The organism is Candidatus Liberimonas magnetica (assembly GCA_020523885.1).
Lineage (GTDB): Bacteria > Elusimicrobiota > Endomicrobiia > Endomicrobiales > JAFGIL01 > Liberimonas > Liberimonas magnetica.
Genome location: JAJAPY010000009.1, coordinates 60,509 through 85,563 on the forward strand (window position 1 = coordinate 60,509; position 25,055 = coordinate 85,563).

The 25,055-nt window shown below is 34.5% G+C and carries 16 protein-coding genes and 1 pseudogene; all 17 read right to left on the reverse strand.

The window, feature by feature from the left end:
• Positions 1-26: 26 nt before the first annotated feature.
• Positions 27-194: pseudogene (locus LHV68_08615) on the reverse strand (site-specific DNA-methyltransferase).
• Positions 195-2,129, reverse strand: coding sequence for a putative DNA binding domain-containing protein (locus LHV68_08620; protein ID MCB4791936.1), 1,935 nt, complete (start codon positions 2,127-2,129; stop codon positions 195-197). It abuts the pseudogene before it with no gap.
• Positions 2,130-2,452: 323 nt separating this feature from the next.
• The gene (locus LHV68_08625) at positions 2,453-2,605 is read right to left on the reverse strand and encodes a DUF6496 domain-containing protein (GenBank protein MCB4791937.1); all 153 of its coding nucleotides are present in this window, start codon (positions 2,603-2,605) and stop codon (positions 2,453-2,455) included.
• A gap of 350 nt (positions 2,606-2,955) precedes the next feature.
• On the reverse strand, positions 2,956-3,849 hold the full coding sequence (locus tag LHV68_08630) for a hypothetical protein (protein MCB4791938.1): 894 nt from the start codon (positions 3,847-3,849) through the stop codon (positions 2,956-2,958).
• Between the two features lie 114 nt (positions 3,850-3,963).
• Positions 3,964-4,248, reverse strand: coding sequence for a hypothetical protein (locus LHV68_08635; GenBank protein ID MCB4791939.1), 285 nt, complete (start codon positions 4,246-4,248; stop codon positions 3,964-3,966).
• A 57-nt stretch (positions 4,249-4,305) separates the two neighbouring features.
• Positions 4,306-5,070 carry a hypothetical protein gene (locus LHV68_08640; GenBank protein ID MCB4791940.1) on the reverse strand — a complete coding sequence of 255 codons (765 nt, stop codon included), beginning with the start codon at positions 5,068-5,070 and terminating at the stop codon, positions 4,306-4,308.
• 150 nt (positions 5,071-5,220) lie between these two features.
• The gene (locus LHV68_08645; protein MCB4791941.1) at positions 5,221-5,370 is read right to left on the reverse strand and encodes a hypothetical protein; all 150 of its coding nucleotides are present in this window, start codon (positions 5,368-5,370) and stop codon (positions 5,221-5,223) included.
• A 256-nt stretch (positions 5,371-5,626) separates the two neighbouring features.
• Positions 5,627-8,410 carry a restriction endonuclease gene (locus LHV68_08650; protein MCB4791942.1) on the reverse strand — a complete coding sequence of 928 codons (2,784 nt, stop codon included), beginning with the start codon at positions 8,408-8,410 and terminating at the stop codon, positions 5,627-5,629.
• Between the two features lie 72 nt (positions 8,411-8,482).
• Entirely contained in the window at positions 8,483-12,019 is a 3,537-nt protein-coding gene (locus LHV68_08655) for an Eco57I restriction-modification methylase domain-containing protein (protein MCB4791943.1), read from the reverse strand.
• A complete protein-coding gene (locus tag LHV68_08660; protein ID MCB4791944.1) occupies positions 12,016-15,378 on the reverse strand; it encodes a phospholipase D-like domain-containing protein in 3,363 nt (1,120 codons plus the stop codon). The genes LHV68_08655 and LHV68_08660 overlap by 4 nt, the downstream gene beginning before the upstream one ends.
• A 426-nt stretch (positions 15,379-15,804) precedes the next feature.
• Entirely contained in the window at positions 15,805-16,023 is a 219-nt protein-coding gene (locus LHV68_08665; GenBank protein MCB4791945.1) for a hypothetical protein, read from the reverse strand.
• 174 nt (positions 16,024-16,197) lie between these two features.
• A complete protein-coding gene (locus LHV68_08670; GenBank protein MCB4791946.1) occupies positions 16,198-16,764 on the reverse strand; it encodes a hypothetical protein in 567 nt (188 codons plus the stop codon).
• A 799-nt stretch (positions 16,765-17,563) separates the two neighbouring features.
• Positions 17,564-18,652: an SIR2 family protein gene (locus LHV68_08675; protein ID MCB4791947.1), complete on the reverse strand. Its 1,089-nt coding sequence runs from the start codon at positions 18,650-18,652 to the stop codon at positions 17,564-17,566.
• 916 nt (positions 18,653-19,568) lie between these two features.
• Positions 19,569-21,020: a DUF4062 domain-containing protein gene (locus LHV68_08680; protein ID MCB4791948.1), complete on the reverse strand. Its 1,452-nt coding sequence runs from the start codon at positions 21,018-21,020 to the stop codon at positions 19,569-19,571.
• Between the two features lie 83 nt (positions 21,021-21,103).
• On the reverse strand, positions 21,104-22,174 hold the full coding sequence (locus LHV68_08685; protein ID MCB4791949.1) for a site-specific integrase: 1,071 nt from the start codon (positions 22,172-22,174) through the stop codon (positions 21,104-21,106).
• Positions 22,175-22,183: 9 nt separating this feature from the next.
• Positions 22,184-24,355, reverse strand: a complete 2,172-nt coding sequence (locus LHV68_08690) for a hypothetical protein (GenBank protein MCB4791950.1) — start codon at positions 24,353-24,355, stop codon at positions 22,184-22,186.
• A 325-nt stretch (positions 24,356-24,680) separates the two neighbouring features.
• Positions 24,681-24,944: a helix-turn-helix domain-containing protein gene (locus LHV68_08695; protein ID MCB4791951.1), complete on the reverse strand. Its 264-nt coding sequence runs from the start codon at positions 24,942-24,944 to the stop codon at positions 24,681-24,683.
• Positions 24,945-25,055 lie beyond the last annotated feature (111 nt).

Genomic DNA, 25,055 nt, shown 5'->3' on the forward strand with positions numbered 1-25,055 from the left:
TATTGTTTTAAATTTTTAAGTCTTAATAACGCCTTAAGAGCAAGCAAATTATCGCCATGAATGATCATGTTCTTGGTATCTTTATCACCATATGACAGTTTAGGATTTTCTTCAAGTATACGTGGTTCAATATTTGAGATATCGTACTCAGGGTTATCTTTACCAATCCATGTCAGTTCAAGTTTCTGTTTCATTTATTTTCCCTTTGTTTTGTACGCCTGATCCGGATGATTCTTAATAGTCGGGTATTTAAGCTCAAGTACGCCTTCATTAACCATGGAGGTTAAATACTTCTCTTGCAAAGCTTTCGGGTTTCTGTTAAGAAGCCGGCTCAGCTCTTTTAAAGAAACTGCTCTGTTTCTGCACAACCCCTTGATAATGGCCTGCATATCAGCCTGTTTTACCTTTCCTGGCATTGTTTTATACCCTAACGATGCAAGGATTTCTGCTAATAAAGCATTCAAATATGGGGAGTTCCCGCTCAAATGTGGTGAGTTCCCATCCAAATATGGGGAGTTACCGCTCAAATGTGGGGAGTTCCTTCCCAAATCTTGGGAGTTCCCTGCTAAATCTTGGGAGTTGTCCATTGATGAAGATATACTTATATCATCTGATTTTTCAGGTTGTTTTTGAATTTCAGCTGGTAGTTTGTAAAAACTTGCCCTGGTTTCTCCTTCTTTAACCAAAATATGTTCCTGCACAAGAGCGGCAAGCATTGCGGTTATATCACTGCGATGGGCTGTGGAAAGCTGTTTGACTCTGTCATGATTGACCATGCCTTCCGTTGCCGCGGTAACCAGGATAATCCTGCCAAGTTCGGGCAGCTGCCGGAAGCGTTCCCCAAAAAGGCCGTCAAGCATGCGCACACTTTCATCGGGAAGCAGGCTTATCATTCTGAGTTCAAGCAGGGTGTACTCATGCCGCTTATCTTCAGAAAGCAGCGGTGCCCGCCAGTGCTGCTGTTTCCAGTTCCGGAAAATCTTTGAGAGGCCGGAGCCTGCCTGATCGCCAAGCCCCACATAGCGGAACATAGCCTGAATGCGGCGGTTTCTGCAGTCGCTGATGCCTCCGCGAAGCGCTTCTTCAAGAGAAACACGCATAAGGCCCGGGTTTCTGAACCCGAACATATCCGGGCGCTTGACTACAAGTACCGAAACACGACCCGTAAAATCCGCATGGATAAGCGTATTAGTCAAGGCTTCACGTACAGCTTCATGAACAGGAGTGTCATCAGTGCGGACGCCTTCTTTTAACTGGAACGGGATTTTCAAATCAGAGGTAAGCTTTCGGTATGCCTTTTGAAAAAAATCGTACAGATTACCCGACCAGGTACCATCAGGCACTAGCCGGTCTTTCCAGCGTGGCCCTGCCGTGGTCTCCGGCTCCTCTTGATAATCCACCATATAATTCGGGAATATATCCCGGATAGCTTCGTATTTCCCAAACATGAGAAGCCCGCCCGCACGAAGCCCTGATTTTCCGCTGTTTCTGTCTTTGCCTGTTGCACCAATTTTCTCAAGGAACTCCACAACCGGCAAATCTATCCAAGGATTGCCTCGCCTGACAGCTGAGAATAGGTTACGGTACCCATCGATTGTTTCCTTATCAAGGTCATCAATAGTAAAGCCATCCAATATTTTATCATCACGGGAATCTTCGATACTTTCCGCTAGCATACGCTTTACGGTTTCATCATCAGCTTTGTAATCTCCTTCATGTCTGCGTACATATGTGTTGCCTAACGGGTTTGTACCCAGGTACACCGGCTTGTCTTGCCGGCGGGCTCTGGGAATGGTAGCCCTAATAATCTCTTTATCATCTACAACAATAACCTCTACATCGGAATCCTGAAGAATATTTTTATTAACTTTGTTTTTACCGTTAATTGTATCCCACAGGGATTTTTTTACTTTATTTGTATCTTTTATACCTAAAACATTTAATGACCCGGGCTCCTTTTCTTCTATGCCAAGAAAAATTTCGCCGCCGTCAGTATTGGCCATGGCGCTGTATGTTTCCCAGAAGTTATTAGGAAGTTCTCCACTGCCGTCGCGCCCTTGAGCAGACTTAAATTCAAGATCAACTGCTTCGCCCTGAGCAACAATATCTTCAAGCTTGTATTCTTTCATACCTATACCTCAACTTTGATTTATAGTACCTTCAATTGTATCAAAAACAGTTCATTTCTGCTTGCCCTTTGTTTCCAATCCCATCTTTAGCAAAAGTTTTGGCTTTACTTTTTCAACACAATGCATCCTTGCCCTTGTCTGATTGTATTAGTGAAGCCAGGCACAGATTTCATGATATTGGAGTTCTGTTTTTTGTGCTTTAAAGAATCAAAAATACCTAAGATGCTCATTCCTTACATTCTCCCTGTGCCTTCACATACAGGATATTCCGCAATTTCAAGTCCGACACTGTTCTACAACGACGAAGGAGTCCTGACGCAAATTCATTTTCTTCTCGATTCCGAGAGGCCGATTGCTATCGCTTGTTTCCTGCTTTTGACCCTAGGGCCATTTTTTCCGATAGTCAGCTTTCCTTGCTTGAATTTATGCATCGCTTTTTCAACCGTCTGCTGTGATTTTTTGTTGTATCGTGTCATTTTATTTTCTGCCCCTTCCTGATATTCTCCCCGGTTTCTCTTTTTTTATAAAGTCTAAGATGCGGTCACATTATTTCTTTATAACTTATAAGTATCATTAGGCACGCCTGCCACGAATCCTTTACAATAAGTCACATAAGTCATGCCTGGCACCGTTTCTTCGTTAAGTGAGGTTTGTCATTGCGAGCCGGAGGCGAAGCAATCTCGACGTTTTGGAGATTGCCACGTCGCTTCGCTCCTCGCAAAGACACCGAAGAAAAAAGACTGTCGTGGAACGTTCGACTTAACGAAGTAGTGATAGATTATGTCGCATTCTTGTTTTGTCAATATTATTTAATCCCATTATTTCCTTATGTCTTTTTTAATGCTCCATCAAGACGAAGCATAACGAACTGTATCATTACCAAACAAAGCTGCCTTAAAAGACGTGCTTGGTCTTTTTCAGCCATATAAGGATGAGAGCCGGTATGACTAAGTAGACCATATATTTTATCAATTGTTTCTTTCTCTTTCTTTTCAACTAAACCTTTTTTTTCAAGATATTCACGAACTTCAACCGGCCTTTTAAAAGATATACTTTCACCAAATGATGCTGCATATTTACTGGCTACTTGTTCTAATATAGCTTCAAAAAACTTTCGTGCATTGCTAATACAATCAGACCAGAGCCCTGCCACATAATGGTCTTCAGCTATTTTTAGAAATTCAAATGTCTGTTTTATATCTGGCAAGCTTAAAGAACTATGAAGTTTTTCTAACAATCCTTTTTCTGCTTCAGAATCAAGAATGTCAGTTTCTTCTTGATAAAGCTCGTCATCTTTAAAAACATAACCATCCATTTCTAAACAGCGAATCATTTCATCATGCAATTCCGTTAATTTATCGTGCTCGTATCCCGTAGTTTTTCTATACCATATGCTAATATCACGAGAAAGATTTTTAAGATAAGATTGGCCTAATGTTTTCCTCTGTTCCCAAGACCAATTCAGAGTATTTTGCGCAAAACTTTCTCCTGTATGAATTTGCATTAGAAATTCCTGGAGTTTTCTTATACTATAATGTTGCGATTTTACTAAATTACAAAACCAGGCATCATAATTAAGTTCATAAAGATAATCATAAAAAGTATCACTATGAATTACTTCTTTTGTAGCAGTATTACCATAATCGTAAATTCTATCAATATACGTAAATTTTCTAGTGTAAATCTTGGCTATTACATTTGCTGTTTTACGACTAATCATCTTGCACTCCAAATTTGTTATTTTTTAAAATAGTGAAATTAGCTAAATAATACAATATTCAATTTTATCAATCATTTCTAGTCAATTGCAGCTATCTTCCTGATGAAGACCTAATCATTTTTTTGACAAAAGTGTAACCACTGCTAATGCACACGTGGCAATTGCTAATACCCAAGTCCCAATTACAAGCCACATAGAATGTGATAGTTGTTTTTTGTTGTATTCATTTTGCTGCCAAAGTATTTTCTTCTGTTGCTCGTTCTGTTCGCTTAATAATTGTTGTTGTAATTTATATTGAAAAAAGTATTCGCCAATTTCTTTCTCAAATGTAATACTAACAACTGTTTGTAATTTCTCCAGGATTTCTTCTATACTCATGTCTTTATTAAACTTAGGCATACATTTGTCCCCCTATTACGTCATATTGGATCGTATGACTTATTCTACTTCCCTTTGCTATATCTCATCAATTTCTTTACGAAAAGAACCACCCCTGACCTGAATGAAAGCTTCGATAATTTCCCATAATGGATGATTCAAGACTTTATAAAATTCCTGATAATCAGTATCTTCAATTTTTTTTAATAACAATTCAAAATAACCAGCAACAATGCAGTCAGCAAAAAATGGTTTTCTTTCTGCCATCGCGTCGCCACGCGAAATATATGCCCTGCTTTTAGGTTGACTTATAAAATGATTTTTATATCCGTTAATCATGTTGCCATGATTCAAATCATAGTGCGAAGCAACATGATTCCTCATCCTTTCACATAATTCCTTCAAAGGTTTGTATTTATCATATTCAGGAATGTTTTTTTGTACATTTTTTGAAACATCTATGAACATATTCCATTTTTCACGAGCTTCCTTTGATAATTTTCTTAGCACTTCTTCAAATAATGGATGTGAGAGGATTGCTTCTGATTTGGATATATTCTCCATTAATTCACGCAATATACTGAACCATAACTTTCGTATATACCATGTCATTCCACTGTATTGTCCCGCATGTCTATTACACTTTCCCGGAGAAATAGGCTTATCTTCATTAATACATACATTTATCTGCGATAAATATTTTAAGTCATTATATGCTAAAGATAGCATAAGCATAAAGCTACATACATCTGCAGTATCAGAATTGTCCTTATCATTGGGTAGAAAAACATTGGCATCAAAGCTATATAAATCCCCAATTTCATGTACACGTAAAATACCCATAAACATCCTTTTAGTGTAAGTTATTAGTTAAGCGTCTATATCTTTACTATTTTTTGACTTATTGTATCTATTGACTGTTTCTCTAAGAACATGTCAATTTATAGAAATAGACTCAATCTATGGTTATTTAAGTATTGTGTCCCCCGAATTCTAAAGGCGAAATTCTCCTTTTTTTGCAGCTGTTCTTAATAATTCTATTTCTTCTTGCGTAAGCTCCTTTTTTCTATAGTTCCTATAATATTTACTTCCTTCACATAAAACTGTTTTACATAAGGTTATCAAAGATATTAAATCAATCATATTTCGCCCCTTTTTACGATTTATATTTCTTCCTTGGGCAAGCAGTGAAGTTTAGTAAAGCAAGTAAAGACTGACACCGTTTTCCTGCTTCCTGCAAATACCGGCCAATCTGGCTACCAGGGAGTCTATTGTTTTCCGTATCTCCCAATACATTCGATATCTGCTCTATGTTCGCTTCGTTAAATTCCGAAATAACCATTTATTGACACCTTAATCTTTGAAGTTAATCTCTATTAATTTAGTACTGCAACTAAAATCATTCACTTTTACGTCTTCCTCTTCTATCGAGAGCATAATTATTTGGTGCTAAATTCGTATGTTTCGCCCAATCCATTAATATTTTCGCATTGGTTTTTGCTGTTGAGATGGCCCAATCGGCATTTAGCTTTTGCTTTAATTTAATTCCTAAATCATTCAAATTTAAGCCATTTTCTATTTTCGCATTTTCATTCAACACCTCAATAAAATATTTAAACATAGGATAATGTTGTATTGCTTTTTCTGCAAAAAGCCTTGGCCGTTCAGTAACATTCCCAACAAAAATAAAAGCATCCTGGAATAAATTGATCGTTTTAGATTTATCTTCTCTCGAAATAAAACCTATGGTTTCTAATACTGCCAAAGATTTTGATATAGTACTTCTAGCGAGGCCATCCCAATCAATTCTCCCGCCAGTTTTCGCTGCATTAACCATCCTGCAAAGGATCTCTTCCATTGGCGAATATTGAATAATAGATGATCCGCTTCTCTTTCTAATTACAAATTTATTCTCGCGGATTTGAGTCCCATGTTCATATTTAAGAATATTGCCTTTTTCTACTAAAACAAGGTCAGCGGAATCCATCCATCCCATAAAATTACGGGCATAACTTAACCAAGTATTTTTAGATGCAGCAATATATGGACAGGATTCTTCTAATATCGCCGCCACTTCCTGCAAAGATAATTTCCCTTTACTTACAAGTTGTTGCAGAATTTTATTTATCAATCTGTTTCTTTTCAAATTGTCATTCAAATATGTTCTCAATAATTTGTCAAATTCTTTATCATCTTTCATCTCTATATTTAAACTTAATAATCCATTTTTGATTTTTGAAATACCAAGTAATTCCATGTCTTTAGCAACATTAAACAATGTTCTTTTTGATAACCCTGTATTGCCTTGAAAAGCTTCTATTTTTTGTTGACCCATTCTTGTTAATGCTTTTGTTACTTTATAAACACTTTGTATGGGAGATCTAATAATGTAATTTTCCTGCTCAGGTAATTTTCCAGAATTTAGATAGTCTCTAAATATATCCCAGTAAATATCGTATTTATGTCCGATTTTAACAACAAGTCTTTTAGTTATCAAAGGTTGAATAATTTCTAAGCGAAATTCTTCCCCTATTTCGTTAACGCTAATAGGAGCAGATTTTGCGATACTACGCAATGCACTTTCCTCTTTAGAACTCAAACCAATCATATCTGCCTTGAACAATTCCTCAACGTTTAAGACACCGGTTGCTATGTCGGCCTGAGAAATACCTTTGTCACGCTGTGCTTTAACATGCGCGCATAGTTTTTTCAATAACCAAGGGTATCCTTGCGAATATTCAGAAAGAAAAAATTTCAGATCGTTGCGTAAAGAAGATTTAATTTCCTTACTAAGTTTATCCAACAAACAGTTAATTTCCTGCTCTGAAAATATACCAAGGGATATACACTGGCTTTGACTTGATATTGAGTCGCGTAATTCAAAGGGAAACTCGCTTGTTAAACCGATTAAATCAGATTTCCATGAAAACCCAAAGACTATATTCAACTTTTTGTCACATATTTTCAAGAACAAATTACAAATATTTTTTAATGTCTCTTGCTTATAGAAGATGTTCTCAAACTGGTCATAAAATATTACCAATAACTTATTTTGAGGTTTTAGTCTATCGGAAACCTTTTCCAACATTTTAAATGCCCCATCATATCCCGAGATGGTATTGTCTTCTGATTTCATTAGATCAACAACACTTTTACTCTCAATAACATACTTTACCACATTTAAAACAAATCTTGAGGATGAAGCAGATCTGGAGTCTATAGCAATAGAAATATGCCCGTTTTGCGTTAGACTTTCTACACATTTGAGCACAGTTGAACTCTTTCCCCATCCCGAATTTGCTTCAAAATATACACCCCTTGATGCGACCTCGCCATTGACAACTTTTGCTGTAAAATCATTAAATTCTTTAAGAATATTTTCCCTGCCAACATAGTACTGAGGCGATGCAGGGAACTGATACTCAAAACATGCATCGCTACCTCTCACCTCAACAATTACCTCAATATCCTGTGTCGTCTGATGAGATGAATTAATTGGTGTGCTTAAGGGTAGGATTTCAAAATCCTTCAATTCGGGAATATTGTCTATAATATATTTTACATCCGCGGCATTACCTATCACATTTCCTTTTCCATCAAATAATGCAACATATCTTGGGATTACGTCTCCTGCTTTAATAACATATTGCAGCCAAAAGTATCCTTTATCGGAATAAATAATGTTCCAATCACCAGCTTCGCCAACTTCTTTGGGAATTTTCTGTGCAATCACATCAGCCCCGACAATTAAGCCTGAATCAAATATTGCATCCAGAACATGTTCTTCTTCAAATAATTTCAAAGTAATTTCAGAATTTGGTTCTATACTTTCATGATAGAATCCTTTTGCATGGCTGTTTAATCCCGGAATCGCAATAAATATACCGTGAGTCTTCTTACACTTCCCCCATTTTGCCATATATTTTCCAAAGAATGCCTGTATCTTAGGGGAATCTATTTCGTTTTCATAGAATTTACATTCCGCATAAAGAGGGATATCTGTTGCAATATGTTTGCCCTCAATATCTATTTCCATTCCAGCATAATTCACAGAAGGATTGCGATCTATCTGATATCCGTAATGCTTCAATACTTCTGCCATAAGCTTCTCAAAAAGCTTTCCTTTTTGTTGATTTTTCCCTTGTACTGAATCTGAATCGGACAGTATCTTTAATTTACTCATATACAACTCCTCGTTTTCCTAAGTTCCGCTAATGGTTTCGGTGTCACTTTACTTGCTTTACTAATTGATGATTTATTCAGTGCCGTCTTCAACGATCTTTATTTCTTCTTTTGTGAGGCCATATAGTTTATAAACCATCTGGTCAATTTGTTTTTCGTATTCTTTGACTTCTTCTTTTTTTGTGGGATTTTCCATATAATCGTTGAATTTAGTAACCACCAATATTTTATCAACGATCTCGATGATTTGATTCCGTTGCTTCTCCGAAGTTGCCTTGATGACAAGGTTCTCAACATGCTCTTTCTTGATCTCAGCGAGGGCCTCACCCTTTTCAGGGTTGAGCCACTGAAAATAATAGTTAAGCAGTCGTGAATTAAGCAGACCCAAGATGAATTTCAAATCATACGTCTTGTTTCGTTGAGTAATAGTGTGCATGTTTTTCATGCAAATGAACTGCTTCGAGTCGAGCGTGGCTATTAGAGAGTCTCCGGTTTGACGGATGACTATCTTTTCTGCCGCATCGAATGTCTCAACACGGCGAGGAGCAGCTAGGTTCGGCCCATACTTAATCCAGCGATGACCATCCCACTTCGTCACATACCGATCGATATCCCGGCCTCTTAATAGTGGCCTGTACGTCTTGTCCTTCTTGTGGTCGGCATCGTAAATGCGCTTATTGAGGTCGGACCTGGTTTGTCTCGGCGTGCCCTTTCCAACTTCATAGGGACTCATCCCTGCCAAGACCTCGCACAGCTCCTTGAGGCGAACTGATTCCGCCCTAATTTTTTCAATCAGCGCCTCTTGATTGGAATCGACGAAAATGTTGACAGGGTCGCCGCCCGTCGAAGCCCATTTCTGTTGTTCAACGAACCGATCGATTGAGGAACCTGCATCGGTTACAAGTCTGACCAATACACGATTGTTTTTTGGGATCTCTTTACTGACGATTACCACCTCCGTGTCAACGGTGGCATCAAACACCTTACGCGCATAGTGAATAATCTCTCGAACGCTTTGCTGTCCGAACAGGAAGCATCGAATCTTTCTGAGCTTCAGATTGATGAGCCAAGGGTTGGGGATGATATAAGCGAGAACGGCGGCTGTATGCAGGAGGTCGAACCCCCTTTCTAGAAAAAGGAGGTAGCTGTCCAGCTGGTAATCTTGATGGTGGTACTGGCGCAGAAACACTTGCTTCTCCGGTGCAGAGAATCGTGCACCGTAGGGTGGGTTTCCAATCACAATATCAAAACCACCATTTTCAAAAACATCTGCAAAGTGAAGTTTCCAGAGAAAGAATGGTTTTGTGTTTGATTTTTTGAATTGCTCTATTTTTTTCAGTTCAGATATTTTATTCTGCTCTTTAAGCGTGGCTTCAATAAAATCCCACCCAATTTTATCAATCTGTTTTTTAATTTTACCCTTTGCTTCCTTCTCGTTGGTTTCAAATAATTCCTTGTGAAGTTGCTTTAACATCTCTCTTTTTTGCTTTGCCTCATTTTGGCCGTCAAAAAGTCCGGCGGTTTCCTCAGCTTTAATGTCCTGCTTGTCTAAACCTTTCAATTGTTTATCAAGCTTTTTTAATTCTTCATTTAATCCTGCCTGCTTAATTTTTGTAAGTTTATTTTTTGCGTGAAGATCCAAATATTCTTTTTGCAATTCTGACTGTTTCTGTTTTATTGATTCAATGAGTTTTTGTTTGTCAAAATCATTACTGGTAATAAGTTTTTCATCAAAAAGTTTTACGCCCTCATATTCTTCAAGCAGGCTATTGCCCTGCATAATCTTAAAATCAAGATTTGGCAATGGTTCAATGTCCCAGTTTTCTTTCGTTTTATCAATCCCTTCGTCAACCAAAAGAGAGATAAAAAAGCGCAGTTTTGCAATTTCTACAGCAATCTGTTGAATATCAACGCCATATATACATTTTTGAATTAAATACAGTTTTCGCCCGTAATCCGCATTTTTACCTTTGAAAAATTCTTCAATACGATTTTTGGTATCCTGCTTGATACGCGAATCGGGTATTGTATCTGCCGCCGAAAGCTGGGCTTGTTTCCAAAGTTCATTACACGGATCAACTTTATTTAAAATAAATACCAATTTATTAAGTGCACCCATTGGAAAAGCGCCAGAACCGACCGCCGGATCAACAATTCTAACACTTTCAATCAGTTCTACAAGTTTTTTTGACTCTGCTTTATTAAAAGGATTTTCTTCGCTTCCCGTTGAAAAAAGTCGGACAATTTTGTCATCTAAATCTGGAATAGCTGAAAGATGTGTTTTGAAATATGCCTTAAGCGATTCGGTTACCATATAATCAACTATTTCTCTTGGGGTGTAATAACTGCCAGTGGCTTTGCGGGCAGTAGTAGAGGTTTCAGGATTAAAACTTGCCAGAAGATTTTCAAATACTCTACCCAAAAGCTCGGGGTCAAGGGCGATATCCTGATCGTCCGGTGAGTTCTCATCAATGGTAAAATTAAACGAAGAAAGAATATCTAAAAGTCCTCTAACTTTATAGGTTTGGTTTTTTGTGCCGTAGGCATTATTGAGATCAGCTTTTTGTTCCCCGCTAAAAAAAAGAAAATTCGGAACATTTGGCTGGTTCTTTTTGGTGCGGGAAAATCCATCAATATAGATTCTTTCTTCTTTGTTATCTAAACATTCAAAAAGTCCACCATTTAAAAAAGGTATTTCATTAAAATAGTCCTTTAATTTATCCTGATCCGTAAAACACTCGTGATACCGAAACAGACTGTGATTTCCAAAATCTTCATTGTAACCTTTACCAAATCGTTTTTTATCAGTAAATTTTCTTTGGTCTTTCGGCGTACTCAAAGTCGCAAAGAATAGATTTTGTAAAATTGCTTTGTAATATGTTGATTCATCAGGAGATAAATCTTTTAACCGCTCAGCTATTTTTTTATTATCAAATAAATCTTTCGGTACAAGTCCTCGTTCTCGCATAAACCAGATAAAAATCATTCTGGTAATTAGGCGAATGACCGCAATATTTCTGCCGTTTTCCTCTTCCTCTGCATCTTTTGGGAAAGTACTATGTTTGACCGCCCAAAAATACCAATTAGCAATATCTTCATAAAACTCTTTGGTAACCTTCTCAACTGAAAAAGCGTCTTTTATTTTCTCTAAACTGGAGAAGTCGCCGTCGCCTATTCGTTGTTTGAATGTTTTATTGGTAAAATCGTTTCCGACAAAATAAGTAAAACGGCGAAAAGCGCTCCAATCTCTTTTTTTACCAAGATAATTAGCGTAAATAAGAGAAAACCGGAAACTGCCCACTTTATTATAATAAATAAAAATACCGGCATCAGTTTGAGTTTCTTTGAGGATTTTCTTTCCTAATTCATATTGTGCTTTTTTGCCGGAGCGTTCAGAAAGCTCTTGTTTTGCTTCAAAAGCACAGACAAGCAGCGTGCCGTCATCCAAATGCAGCTCGCCAAGTTTCAAACCACCGAAAAAATTATCGGTATTATAAAAATCGTAACTTTCTTCTTTTGGGCGAAATTTCCCATTTTTTTCTGAAAAAAAACGCTTTAATCTTTGAATATCAAAATTGTCTATTATATTTTGCAATATTTCTCTACTCATAGTTTTTGGTTCTCAATAGCTATAATAATTTCTTTGGACAAATCTTTCTGTCGGTCTTTTTCTTTTCGTAGATAATTCTCGCCTCCTAATTCTTTTTTAATCGCATCAATTTCTTTGACAGTATATTTAATATTCTTATCGTCACTACTTTCCAAATTGGAAATTCGGCGCAATGTGTAGTCCGAAAGCGTGCCGTAGTCAATAACATCTTCAAGCAAGGTCCGCAGGAAGTCTTTATGAGGCATTATCTCTTCGTGCTGAACAGTATTTATTAAGGATTTGAGATTAATAATCGCTTTTTGCTCCAAGCTCTGCTCACTAATTGGGCTTACACGATATTCTTTGAAATTTTTAACATTTTCGTATGATTCCCAAGCGCGGTCTGAATATTTTAATGGTTTTTCTTCTTTATCGCAAATTATGTTATTAAATACATCCTCAAAAGTGGTTGGAGAAACTTGGTCTTTCCCATCTTCGCTGTATTTAACGCTATGGACATACAGCCGGCCTTTTTTTAGGAATACCAAAAGTTCATTTTCTTTATACTTTTTTGCAATTTTAATTCGTGGCGGATATTTTTTCAGTGCCTCAATAAGTTCCGGGTTCTCTTTTCTGATTCTTTCATATTCATTTAGCGCCTTGGTATAAAAACTTTCTTCTTCCAGCTTGTCTGGGTTTTGCTGAACCTTTTGATAAAGTCCGGCTGGTGTTGGCTCTTCATCAATATCAAATATCTTGGCATCTTCGCCTAATGTATTATGAATGAGAAACATTTTATTTGAAGCAATTTCTCTTGATTTGACTAACTTCGCACCTCTTTCAGTGGGAAAGAAATTTACTATATTAAGCTCTTCAAAAACCTTCTTGCTGATACGGTTGATACGGCCGACGCGCTGAATAACCCGCACCGGATTCCATGGGATATCATAATTGACCACCATTCCGGCACGATTAAGATTAAACCCTTCAGATATTTTGTCGGTAGATAACAAAACATCAAATTCATTTTCTTGGCTCTCGTAAGATGCATCAAAATTTTTATTTATAGAGAATATTTTTTGCGTAGATAAATCGCCAGCTACAACGAGCAAGCGCTCTCCAAAATGCTCTTTTAGAATTGGTTCAAGATATTTGACAGTGTCAAGATATTCAGAAAAAACAATTATTTTTCTTTTGGGGTCTCTCTTGTTTGGTTTCTCCTCTAAAACTGCCTCTAAGTTATTAAGCAAACAATCTGTTTTGGGATCATTTTTGACAAGATCTAATTCTTCTAAATCTTTCAAGATTTTGTCAAAAAGCTTCAAGTCTGCTTCAATATGGGCTATGAATTCGTCTTTGTATCTAAAATCATTGAGCTTGTATATTTTATGATTTTTGGGATATTCACCGTTTTTAATCTTCTCTGAATAATCAATAAGATATGCTTCAATTTTATCTGGAGTTTTTTTGTAGATATCTTCCATTAAATCTCTGTCCAGAATATATTTACTGGTTTTATTTATAAACTTCTGTGCAGTTTCAGTAATTTTTATAAAGTTTTTAATACTTTGCCTAAATGAACCAAACGAACTTTCAAATCGTTTGACCATTAAGCGGCGCATAAAATCATACAAGTTACGTTGTTGAACTAATTGAAAGTTTTCTTTTTCTGTCAACTTCTCATTTTTTACTTTTTCTTTTTCTACTTCATATTCAAATGGACGATAAATTGCACCTTTAAACTGACCACCGTCATCTGGATCGCCAAAATATACAGTAATAATTTTGTCGTAAAAGTCAGATTGCTCTTTGGTCAATTCAAAAAACCATTCTTTTGGGTCGGCAACTTTTGACAGATTCTTTACTTCGTCTTTGTAATACGGATTATTCTGTAAATCTAAACGATTGCGCCGTATTGTTACTGGCTCAATAACGTCTCTTATTTGCTTTGCGAGATATTTTGATCTTTGCTTTATTTTATCAAGATTTATATTTTTCTCTTCAAATAGCCCCTCGTAATATGCCAAAGCCTTTCTCCTTTTGGCTTCTTCTGTAGAATTCCAATACTTTTTTATGTAGCCTAGTCTGTCAAATATTCCTTTAAATGACTGAAATCTCGCAACCAAGTTGTTTTCCAGAGTAATTGAGGACTTTTTAGGGGTAATAAAAAGCTTGAGCAAAGATAGAATATCCCCCGGCCTATTATTGAATGGGGTAGCTGTCAGCAATATCACTGTTTTGTCTCTACAAATGTTTTTTAGATATTCATAATCCTTTGTGTCTTGATTCCTAAATCTGTGAGCTTCATCAATAATAATAACTTCAATATCTTTTGTTTTTTGAACGAATTCGGCAATATTTTCCAAATCCCCCAGCGAGCGCACCTCCCAATCATACATACCAAATTCTTCTGCATATTTTTTCCAACCAGAATTTTTGTTCTTATCGCCAATCAACCCCGGCGGACAAATTACAACGCCTCGCTTTTTTAGCTTTTTGGCAACTGCGCAAGCAATAATTGTTTTCCCCAGCCCCACGACATCAGCGATAATTACGCCATTATTCTTTTCTATAATCGCAAGGGCTTGCTTAACAGCATCTAATTGATAGCGATAGGGAGTGTATCCATTATCCTTTAATGTTTTAATGAGCGATTCCCCGACTTCTTTTTGCTCAAAAGAACCAAGGTAGGCCTGAAGTACTAGCACAAAAGCATCAAAAGGAGATATCTCTTTTACGAGAGTTTCATTTTCAACAACCTCTAATAACTTCTTTTTTGTAACGTCGTTCTCTGTAATTTTAATTGCTTCTTCCCAGAGAGAATCAAAATATTTTTCAGTATCTTCAAAACCATAATCACTGATTTCTACATTGAATTCTTCTTGTGTAGAAAGTCCGGAATTAGTTAAATTACTACTGCCGGTGATAAATAAGTTTTTTCTGCCAACTTGGCCTTCTTGGAGCTTGAAAATATAAACTTTAGCGTGGTTTGGATTGTATGTTTTTCTGATGATTAGTTTATTTTCACGAATTAGTTTAATAAAATATTTCACTTGTTCATAAAAATCTTTTTTATCAAAATTTTCAGTGTTTAGAGATATTTTTATGGATTCAAAAAATTTATAGCAGCGTTCCTCATCAGAAAGTTGTTTTTCAGGGTCGCCGTACTCCATGAGGCCATAATTTGACTTGTCAACATTAAGACCGACAAGAACTTTAATTTTTACGTTTGGATTGTCTTTTAATCCTTGATATAGCTCCCTAATTCCAGAGAAATAGAAAAACCCAACCAAAAATTTTAATTCGTCGCTTTTGTTTATAAGCTCTATCAGACGTTTTTTTAAATTCTCTGCGCCACTGTTTGTAATAAAATTGCTCATGTATTAGACTCCAGATTCATTTAAAAAGTGCTTTGCTATTGGGGTCAAGTCTTGTAATTTTAACGTTTGCTTGAATATGTCATCGCTGACTCAAAACCGTCCTTTATTCCTATTTTAATTTAACTTAGCAAAAACCACACTGATATTTCAATGTGGTTTCATAAATGCATATACTATCATTAACCCCATTGTTCGTATAGAAATTTTAACTCTTTTAGGTTGTTTAGTCAATTTACTAAAGCCTAGTTTCAGCCCCAGAACCAATTTTGACCATATCGCTAATGCCGGCGAAATGGTCATCAATATTTTGCACGCTGTTTTTGCAAGATTCTTTAGCTCTTTCAATCGCGGGCAGGAATTTTCCATATTCGGTAGTCTATAAGTTTTGCAAGCTTTGAAAAAACTGACCTATAATATTTAATTTCTTTACTTTATATCAATTTGATCGGATTTAGGCATTGAAATAGCTTTCCCGTTATTATAAGAAACCATTTCTCCGGTATCGTATTTCAAGCAGGCGCCTTCTACATACCCGTTACGTTTTACAAGCCCCATAACAACAGCGCCTTTTGGCAACTCCTGTTCCCCTTTAAACTTAAGCGCTAACTCTATAGATTTTTCATCAGTAAAAACTTCAACATACATAGACAACCCCTTTCCTACTAACTCTCTTTACTTCCTTTAGCTGAGTTACGATCTCAGAATCTGACATGTTTCTTTCCGTTATAATAATATTTTGTGTTCTTTCAACTATTTACAGGATATGACGCAAACTTTATTTTAATATTAGTGTAGAATCCTAACACCATATCTTACTATTTATATTTTATAGTCAGCTTTTCTTAAATACCTCACTTCAATAATAAGTTTATAATCTTGAACTAATTTCATGAATTTATCTTTTGTCATTTCTGGGTCACTGTCAGACAATCGCGAAATATAATATCCGGATTTATAATAACCATCAGAAGCGATACCAACTGTACCCAAATTACATCTAAGGTCAATGGTCTTTTCTAATGGAATATATTTAAGCTTAAGATACATGCAATCTCTGCCTTTTACTTTTTCGATTTTCCAGTTCTGTGAATTTTTAGTTAAATCATAATTTTCAATAATATAATATCTATCATAAATATTAACAATTGCTTGTCCAATATTATCAATATTATTTTCTAAAACATTTTCAATATCTTTTCCGATTATACTATAATTTTTATCAGCGAATATTAGTTTATATTTATAGAGTTTCCCAGAATCAAGCATAATCATAAATGTCATTATAACAATTAAACATGCTAATGAAATATAGCCCCAATCACATGCTTTTTTCCATAACAAAATACCAAAATAAATAATTGATAGTGTTAGTAAAGTATAAATCATTTATTGTTTCCTCCTATGTTTTGTTTGAAAATTTAGGAACATCTACCTTAATTATGGTATAGCTATTATTTATTTCGAGAATGACACCATTTTTGGATCATTGGACTCATTCCTATACCTTTTAACAGCTAAATCCTTAATTCCATCGCTTAAAACGTCTTTAATAAGCCCTTCCCAGAAGTCTTCATATCTCTCCAATAGTTAAATTAAGAAATTATTTTAGAATCGAAGATATTACTTTGTGCTGTTCCTGTCTTGGTTTCTTTTGGTTGAGTGTTTTTTACCAGTGTTTCAAGCAACTCAACTATTTTATTGATTTTAAAGTACCAGCACACTATTTCCCTACCTAGTAAAAACAATACAAGGCTTACAATAATAAAAGTAATAAATCCTGGCCAAAAATTAAACATAAATACCCTCTATTTTTCGATATAAAGCAGATTAAACCCCTGCCTTTCTGCCGCTATTGTTAATCCCTGAACGAATTTGTATCTGACCGCAATAATAAAAGCGGAGCTTGGAACAAAAATCGGCGGAATAAGATATATCTCTTGATACTATGCTGTACTCTAATGATAGTTTATTGGAAGCATATCCTATCTGTTTTCTTTTTTTGCTTTTTTTATAAGCCTCTTCTCTTTCAATGTTTTTTCTGCAATCTTTTTTACCTCTTTTCTTACTTTTTGATCTTTACCCATGGTTTTTCTCCTTTACTTTATTTTAAACCTAATACTAAATATTGTTTTTAATTATTCAAGTCTTAATATAGATTGAACGCGATTTCTTTTGTATATTTTAATTAGTTAAAGTAATTCTCTTCTAACTTTTTCAGCAACATGTCGTTTTTGAAAATATCAGTGAGTTTATATGGATAATAACCTTTCAGACCTTCTCTTATTTGCTCTTCCATATTCATCCCTTCACCTAAGATCCTCAAATGTTTAAAAGCAAGGAAATCCTCTACTGGTATAGGATTTACTATATGCAACCTTAATCTACTATTTTTTTCTTTTATAGCTCTTAATATTATATCGTTGATATTATCATCTCTAAATGAATAGCCTATTACTAACAGGTCCACGTCACCTTTCATTAGAATATTTTCAAATACCTCATGATAATAATTTAACAGTGGCTCAGATTTTGATTGCTCCTTTTTATTGTAACCAATAATCATAGCGCTTTCTTTGTCTTTATTATACCAATTACATGACCCATGCAATTTGATATAAAATAATTTAGAGTCAATGTTAGGTCTGTTTTCGATTTTTACTACCATATCTTCGTTCACAGGTACAGCATAATAGTATTTCTCACTTAGTGGTTCTTTTGGCTCTATCCCACATATATTAGTTGCTTTTACCTCTTCGGGGAAACCGGGAATATAGAAACCTGCTTTAATATGTCTCTCCATAAATAAATCCTGATTCAAAGTAAAAATATAATTTTCTGTTTCTTTATTAATGAAATTGTTTATTAATCTATTCCATTTTGTATGCCCGGGAGTATATATAGTATTATTTATTTTTTGATAAAGAGGATATCCTTTCACAATCTCATCTATCCAGTTGTATGCCGACCTTATAACGTCTTTCATTGCAGTTCTTATGTTTCCTTCATATGGTGTATATTTACCAGCATCATATTTTCCTGAAAGTATTCTTTGATATGCAGCTTCATAATCATATTCTTTCGAATAAACGAAAGTACCGTCGCCATGAGGTTTACAAAGTTGTGCATAAAAAAGAGCTTCGACTATTTCTTTATGTTTACTTGCAGATTTATCATTAAAAATATATGACCACATTTCACTTGCAAGAGGTGTTCCTATATTACTGGTAAATCCTGCTCCTGTCAATAACACATGCTTATTTATAACCATTTTCATTCATTTTGCTTCATAATGGTATCTTAATCTTTAATTTCAATTCATTCAAAAATTTACTAAATAAAAAAGATCATAGCGAAATAACTGAGTGATCGTATATCGATTACATATAAAACTCTATGATATTCATACGGAAATTATACATCTTTACAGGGATATTTTCAAATGAATGTAAAATCGGCAAATTATCTGGATTAATATTGCTTCATATGACAAAAAAGTAATAGGATTAGAGAATTTAATTGGAAAGTATTATAGGGTCAGGAGAGGACAAATGAGGTCATAAGCGGAACATAGAGTAGTAACCGTTTGGTAACAAGTGAGGTTTTTATGGGAAACTAATTGATTGAAATATGATTGAAATTGCAAGGAGTTATTGAATTGAGTTAAAGTTTTAGATAAAGGTTTTGCAGACCTGTCCCTTAGCCACTTGGGTACCGCACCATTTGAATTAAAAATATACTTAAATTGCAAATAAAAGTCAATTGCGTCGTCAGAAATAATATTTTATTCATAATTTTGTTTGGGTGAAATATGTTATCATAAAAAGAAGTACAATATCATAAAAAGAACATCAAAATGGCACAAATGTGGCACATATATGGCACATGTTTTTCGGTTGTTTTACATTACAAATCGCTATTTTATACATTTTGTAGTGTAAAAGAAATATCTTAAAATTTATCATTTTATTGCTATCCTTTCAAATACTGCTGACCTTTTGCTGTGATTTTATATTTCTGCAGGAAGTTGTTTGGCTTATCGGGAATTGTCATTTACAAAAAACCTTTTGTTATCAATAGTAATAGATATAGCCGGTTAAAAATAACTAATCGCCAGCTATTAACAAATACAATCAACTATCGCCAACTAATCGCCAGAATCGCCAACTATTAACAAATACAACCAACTATCATTATCTATTTGCCAAGATATATTTTACACTGCGACCTTTACCTTTTGAAATGAAAATTTTCCAGTTTACTATTTCTCTTAAATCTTTTAGAGCACCTTCATCTGAAAGATTAAATAATTTTCTATACTCTCTATTAGTTATTTTTCCATTTTTCTTAACATATTTCACCGCTTGTAATTGTCTTTCATTTAACCCTATTTTTGCCAAAGTATCTTCTGTAAAGATGTCTCGCGCAAGGATTGTCTTAAACTCAAGATTTCGGATAGAAACAAAATCTGGATCCGGCAAGCCTTGTTTTCTACATTGTTTAATCATCTCAATTGTACCAGTGCCGGCTTGCTGTATATAGTCAGCTAAATACATAACAGTTGCTAATGAAGGGCTAGGTGGATGAGAAGCATGCGGTTTTTTTAGATCTTCGATTTTTAAATGAGAAGGCAAGGTACCTGAATTCCATACTTCTACTCGATCAAGAAATACCATTACCTGGACCGAAGATGTCGTATTGTAATCACGATGAGCAACAGCATTTACGATTGCTTCTTGTATAGCAAACAACGGAATCTCAAGGGGGCGGGTAACTTGAGCAGTGTGTTCCTGCTGAATTACCGGGTATTTAAGGGCTCCTAAAACAAAACTTACAGCTTTGTCTATTTGTTCAAAAAGGTTATCTTCATAAATGTGATATGAAGTAAACGGTTTTTCAACTTCAGTACTTGATATTTGAATGCACTTAATCTTAGCTTGATCAAAATATTTTCTCGGGTCTTTACCAAAAAGTAATATAGCAGCATTAGTTAGGTTGTCATCTTTTGTAAGTTTTAAGTGAGTAAAAACATCTTGAGTTGAAGAATCAAGAGCAAGCGGAAAGTTTCGTTTGGTTTTAGCAATTTTTAAAAACCATCTAACTTTATCATCATTGATATCAGCAAAAGATGCTCCATCACATATTCTCTGATCAAAACCTGCTCTTCCGATTTCCCCTTTTTCTCTTAAACAGACTATTAAACTTTCGTATATAAGATCAGTTAACTCGTTTATTTCATTAAACCTTCTATAACTGTAGCCGGCCTTAGGGTCGCGGATTTCCTTAATCAGTTTCTGTACTCCGGCCTCACGGTTTTTATCTTCAATATTTTGACCCTTTATATAAATAAGAATATCTTTATGTTTTGCTTTAGCTTCCCAAAACTCAGCTTCTGTGGGAGATATCGTTTTTTTTCTAGCACTTCCATATTGGACACCTATAATCCCAATATAAATATCACATTTTCTCACTTCATCAATATATGCTTTTTCTGCTGATTTACTATTTGCTGGAGAATGTTCAAAAATAAATACATCAAAATATTCAGAAAGCAGAACATCTTTTTGAATGAAATCCTTTACTGCTCGACGTTCTGATTTTAGTTCTTTTTGAACACCGCTCACAAATATCTTGTATTTTTTCATAAATTAAATATCCTTTTGAAATATTTATAATTTTACATCATTTTTAGAATTTTCTCAAACTTGAAATGGCTAGATAGGTAGTTTTATATATCATAATCAATATCTGGTGTGGAATCATGTAAAAATTCTTTGCTTAGATGTATATATATCATTGTGGTTTTTGTTGAAGAATGCCCCATTATTTCTGCTAGAGCAACTATGCTTGTTCCTCCCATTATACATTTGCTTGCAAAAGTGTGCCTAAAAGTATGAAATCCAATACCCTTTTCATAGATCCCTAATTTTTTTAATACTTTATCTAATTTCTTTATATATCGTTTATAATATTTTCCGTTATCAGAGTTCCTATAAAGTCTATCTTTTTCCCTGTCTCCGCAGCTTTTATCTATCACAAAACTGGAGAGGCTGCAATTTTTATGTTTTTTTAAATCTATTTCTAGTTTGTTTTGCAGCTTTATCTCTCTTAATTCATAGTCCTTTGGGCTCCATATGTCATTTTCACATATTATTATTTTTTTACTATCAAAATTAACGTTGCTCCATTCTAAAAATAATAGCTCGCTAACTCTTAACCCTGTGTGGATTAGTATTTTAATTAAAATTGATAAATCATAATCGCTTATTTCTAATATTTTCTTTATTTCTTCATCGGAGAATATTCTCGGTCTTGGGTTTTTTTCTGTTTTAACTTTCTTTATACCTTTAAGTGGATTTGCCGGTAAGTAATTCCACAAATAAGCCTTATTAAAAAGAGCTTTGACAACAGTAATGAATCCGTTCACGGTGTACGGGCTTTTGTTTTCTACTTTTAAAATATTTTGTATTTGTTCATCTATTATTTTGTGCAGATTTCTTTGTAGTTCTGATAGTTTTGTATCTGTGTTAATCATCTTTTCCAGTTTATTACATATTTGAATATCCTTTTTGTAAGTAGTACTCTTTTTTGTTGCCTTTGAGTTTTTTAAGTATTCATTAATTAATTGCTTTAAGGTAATATCCATAGGAATCCCATATTGGTATTTGTATGCATTTACCTGCTCCTCATAAAGAATTCTTTTTGCTGTTCTCAGATCAGTATGGACAATTGTTCTTCTCCGTTTTCCGTTAACTTTACGGTCTAAACGGTATTTGTTACTTAGTTTGTTTATTCTCATAAACTCTCCTTATCCTAATAAGTTATCCAAATATTTGTATAGTGCTATGCGCTCAACATAATATTTGTTTCCGATTTTTATACTATAATGCTTGAATTTTGTAACAATAAGCTGGAGTGCCCTTCGTTTTGTCATGTCTCTTCTTTTGCTTTTTTTAAATATTCTCATTAATCCATGTGCATCAGTATATCTTTCAGTAAATCCATCAACGCTTAGTTTAGAAAATATCCATCTGTTATTTGCTCTATTTGCCTTTATGTATCCTTGTCTTACGCAATTAATGAGCATGTTTCGTGACATGATGAGGTTTTTATCGGCTAAAATCGTTAGACTAGTATCTATTGAATAAGAATCATCTTTGGTTATAGAGCTAACTTGTTTCATATACAAAGGTTTAAATGGATTAAATATTTCTTCTGAGCAACTCTTTGTCGGTGTGATTTTGCTTTCGGATTTATAAAGCTTTTGTTGAAAATTATATTTATATAAAAACGTTTCATTATAGTGTTTATCAGTATCCTTTAACATATCTAAGTAAACATAGTAACAATACAAAGTTTTTGGGTCAGCCCCTGTTATTTTACTTATGTCATCGATGGACATTCCCCATCGCCTGGCATATACAATAAATGATTTACGCATAAAATATAAGGTCGATTTTTTTACAAATTTATTATCAACTCCTACTTTACGCAAAGCACTTCTGAATTGATCTGTAAGAGTGCAATATGAAGCTCTTCTGTAGAATCTACTCATAAACAATGGTGTCCCAGCTTCTGTCATCTTTGATGTTTTACTTAAAGGAAGAGTTCTATGTTTTAGTTTTAAGATGTGATTTCTTACTTGTAACACCTGTGCAGTAATTGTAAATATAGGTCCAAAATACCGTTTTTCCGGCCTTATTTTGTATATAGATTCTTTAACCGGAGGACAAACTGTAGGAAAACTATTATAGAATCTAGAATTAATAGGATTGGCAAGATCTGTACTAAATTTCCCTAACATTTCTATAATGCAGCTTTCGTAGTCTACAGGCCGCGGGCCATTTAAGAATCCAAAAGCTAAAATTAAAGCTTCTTGCAATACATCATGATATTTCATCATGTGTCTGATATCCATAATTTGCCATTTTGGTTCAAGCCCGCTTTGTATAGAATTTGCCATTGCACTAATGTAATTTGCAATTTTGTCCATGTCTTCTTCACTGAATACTGGAGTAACAAAGAATTCTGGTTCATCCGGATCATTAAGATTAACCATTACTTGTTTTCTTGAAATCTTTCGAGAATAATAATTACTTTTATCTTTTGGTAATTTAATAGTATCAAGTATTGGTTTTCTAAGAATCCTAGATTTGTTGTCTTTGGCAATTACGGTAAAGGGGTCTTGTTCCATGTTCAATTCCAGCCACATTATTTTAAAGAATCGTCGTACATATCCCAGTTCTCTATTTTTTGCTTTATATTGGTAGGTTATTGTTCCTTTTTTTGTTTTTCTTGTTCTAACTCTTTCAAAATATTCCTTAATTCGATAGGCACCTCTTTCTCCGTTTAGCTCCGCAAATGATTTGATTCTCAAGTCCAATATCAACTTTCTTAGGGTATTTCGACATGATTTTAAAGTTGTATTGCTTATTACTTCACCGCGCTCTTCTTGATCAAATTCTCTGTAGCAATCTAGAAAAGTGTTTAATTTGTTGTTTATTTCAATAGGTACGCTTAAGTTTAAAAAAATAGACTCTTTTGCAGGCTCAGTTATTAAACTAAATGGAAAAATACCAAAATATACTTCACAAGTTCCTTTAGGGAGTGAGCTGGTATCAAAACAATCACAATATTCATGAAGATTTGGTATAAGTGATAATTCAAAAGCTAATGGCAGCAATTTGTATTTGTTACATAATAAAATAAGTATATTCCTATAATAATTCTTTGCCCAATGGCCATCCGAAATATTCATTTCTTTTAGCATTTCATAATATAAATCCTCTAAAATGAAATCTCGAATAGTCTTTCTTTTTTTCTTAAGAAAGTTTAATAAATTATTTGCATAGAATTTATTCTTGCTATCAATTTTTGATATGTCCTGAATTGCCTTTTCTAGAGCATTCATGTCTATAGAAATCTTTGGGATAGGAATATTGTAATGCTGATGTATTTTTATGCCGTTCATATCTATCATGTTTGAGAGTCTCCCTTAACTTTATTTCCCCTTCTACTAATAAAGTAAACCAGGTTTTCGCAAACGGCAACATTATTTATTGAAGTGTAACGATAGTGAAATAGGATAGGTATAAAAGATGAAATATGAGACGGTGAAGAATTTATGTGAAAGGTGAAAAATGTAATCAAATGGTGAAGAGTGTATATAGTGCACTTTGAACCCCCTCCTGGGAGGCTCGAATTACCCACAAACAAATTACCGTCAATAAAAGAAATTGAAGGTTTTTCAATCGACTTAAACTCTCTAATATGTGAAGTAAGACCTGCAAAGATAGTGCAATTTGTCATTTTGTTTTATTTTTACCAAGTTTTGATATCCATTCATCAATATCAGCATAAAGGAATCTTATGGCGCCCAATGGAAGCCGTATATAGGGTATTTTATTGTCAGCAATGTAACGATCAAGGCGAGGAATTGATATACCCAAATATATTGCAGTCTCTTTTCGTTTTTTAAGATACTGCATGTTGCCGATAACAGTGTTTTTCAATTTAAATATATCATTGTTAACCCTATACTTTTCTACCCACTTTTCTATTTCAGGCAAAGAAAAGCGCTTAGATCCCAATGGCATTGGTACAAAAGGAATAATATTAGCGCTTACATAGTGTTGTATAGTGCGCTTTGTAAGGCAAAGGTATTCACCTATTTGGTTGTA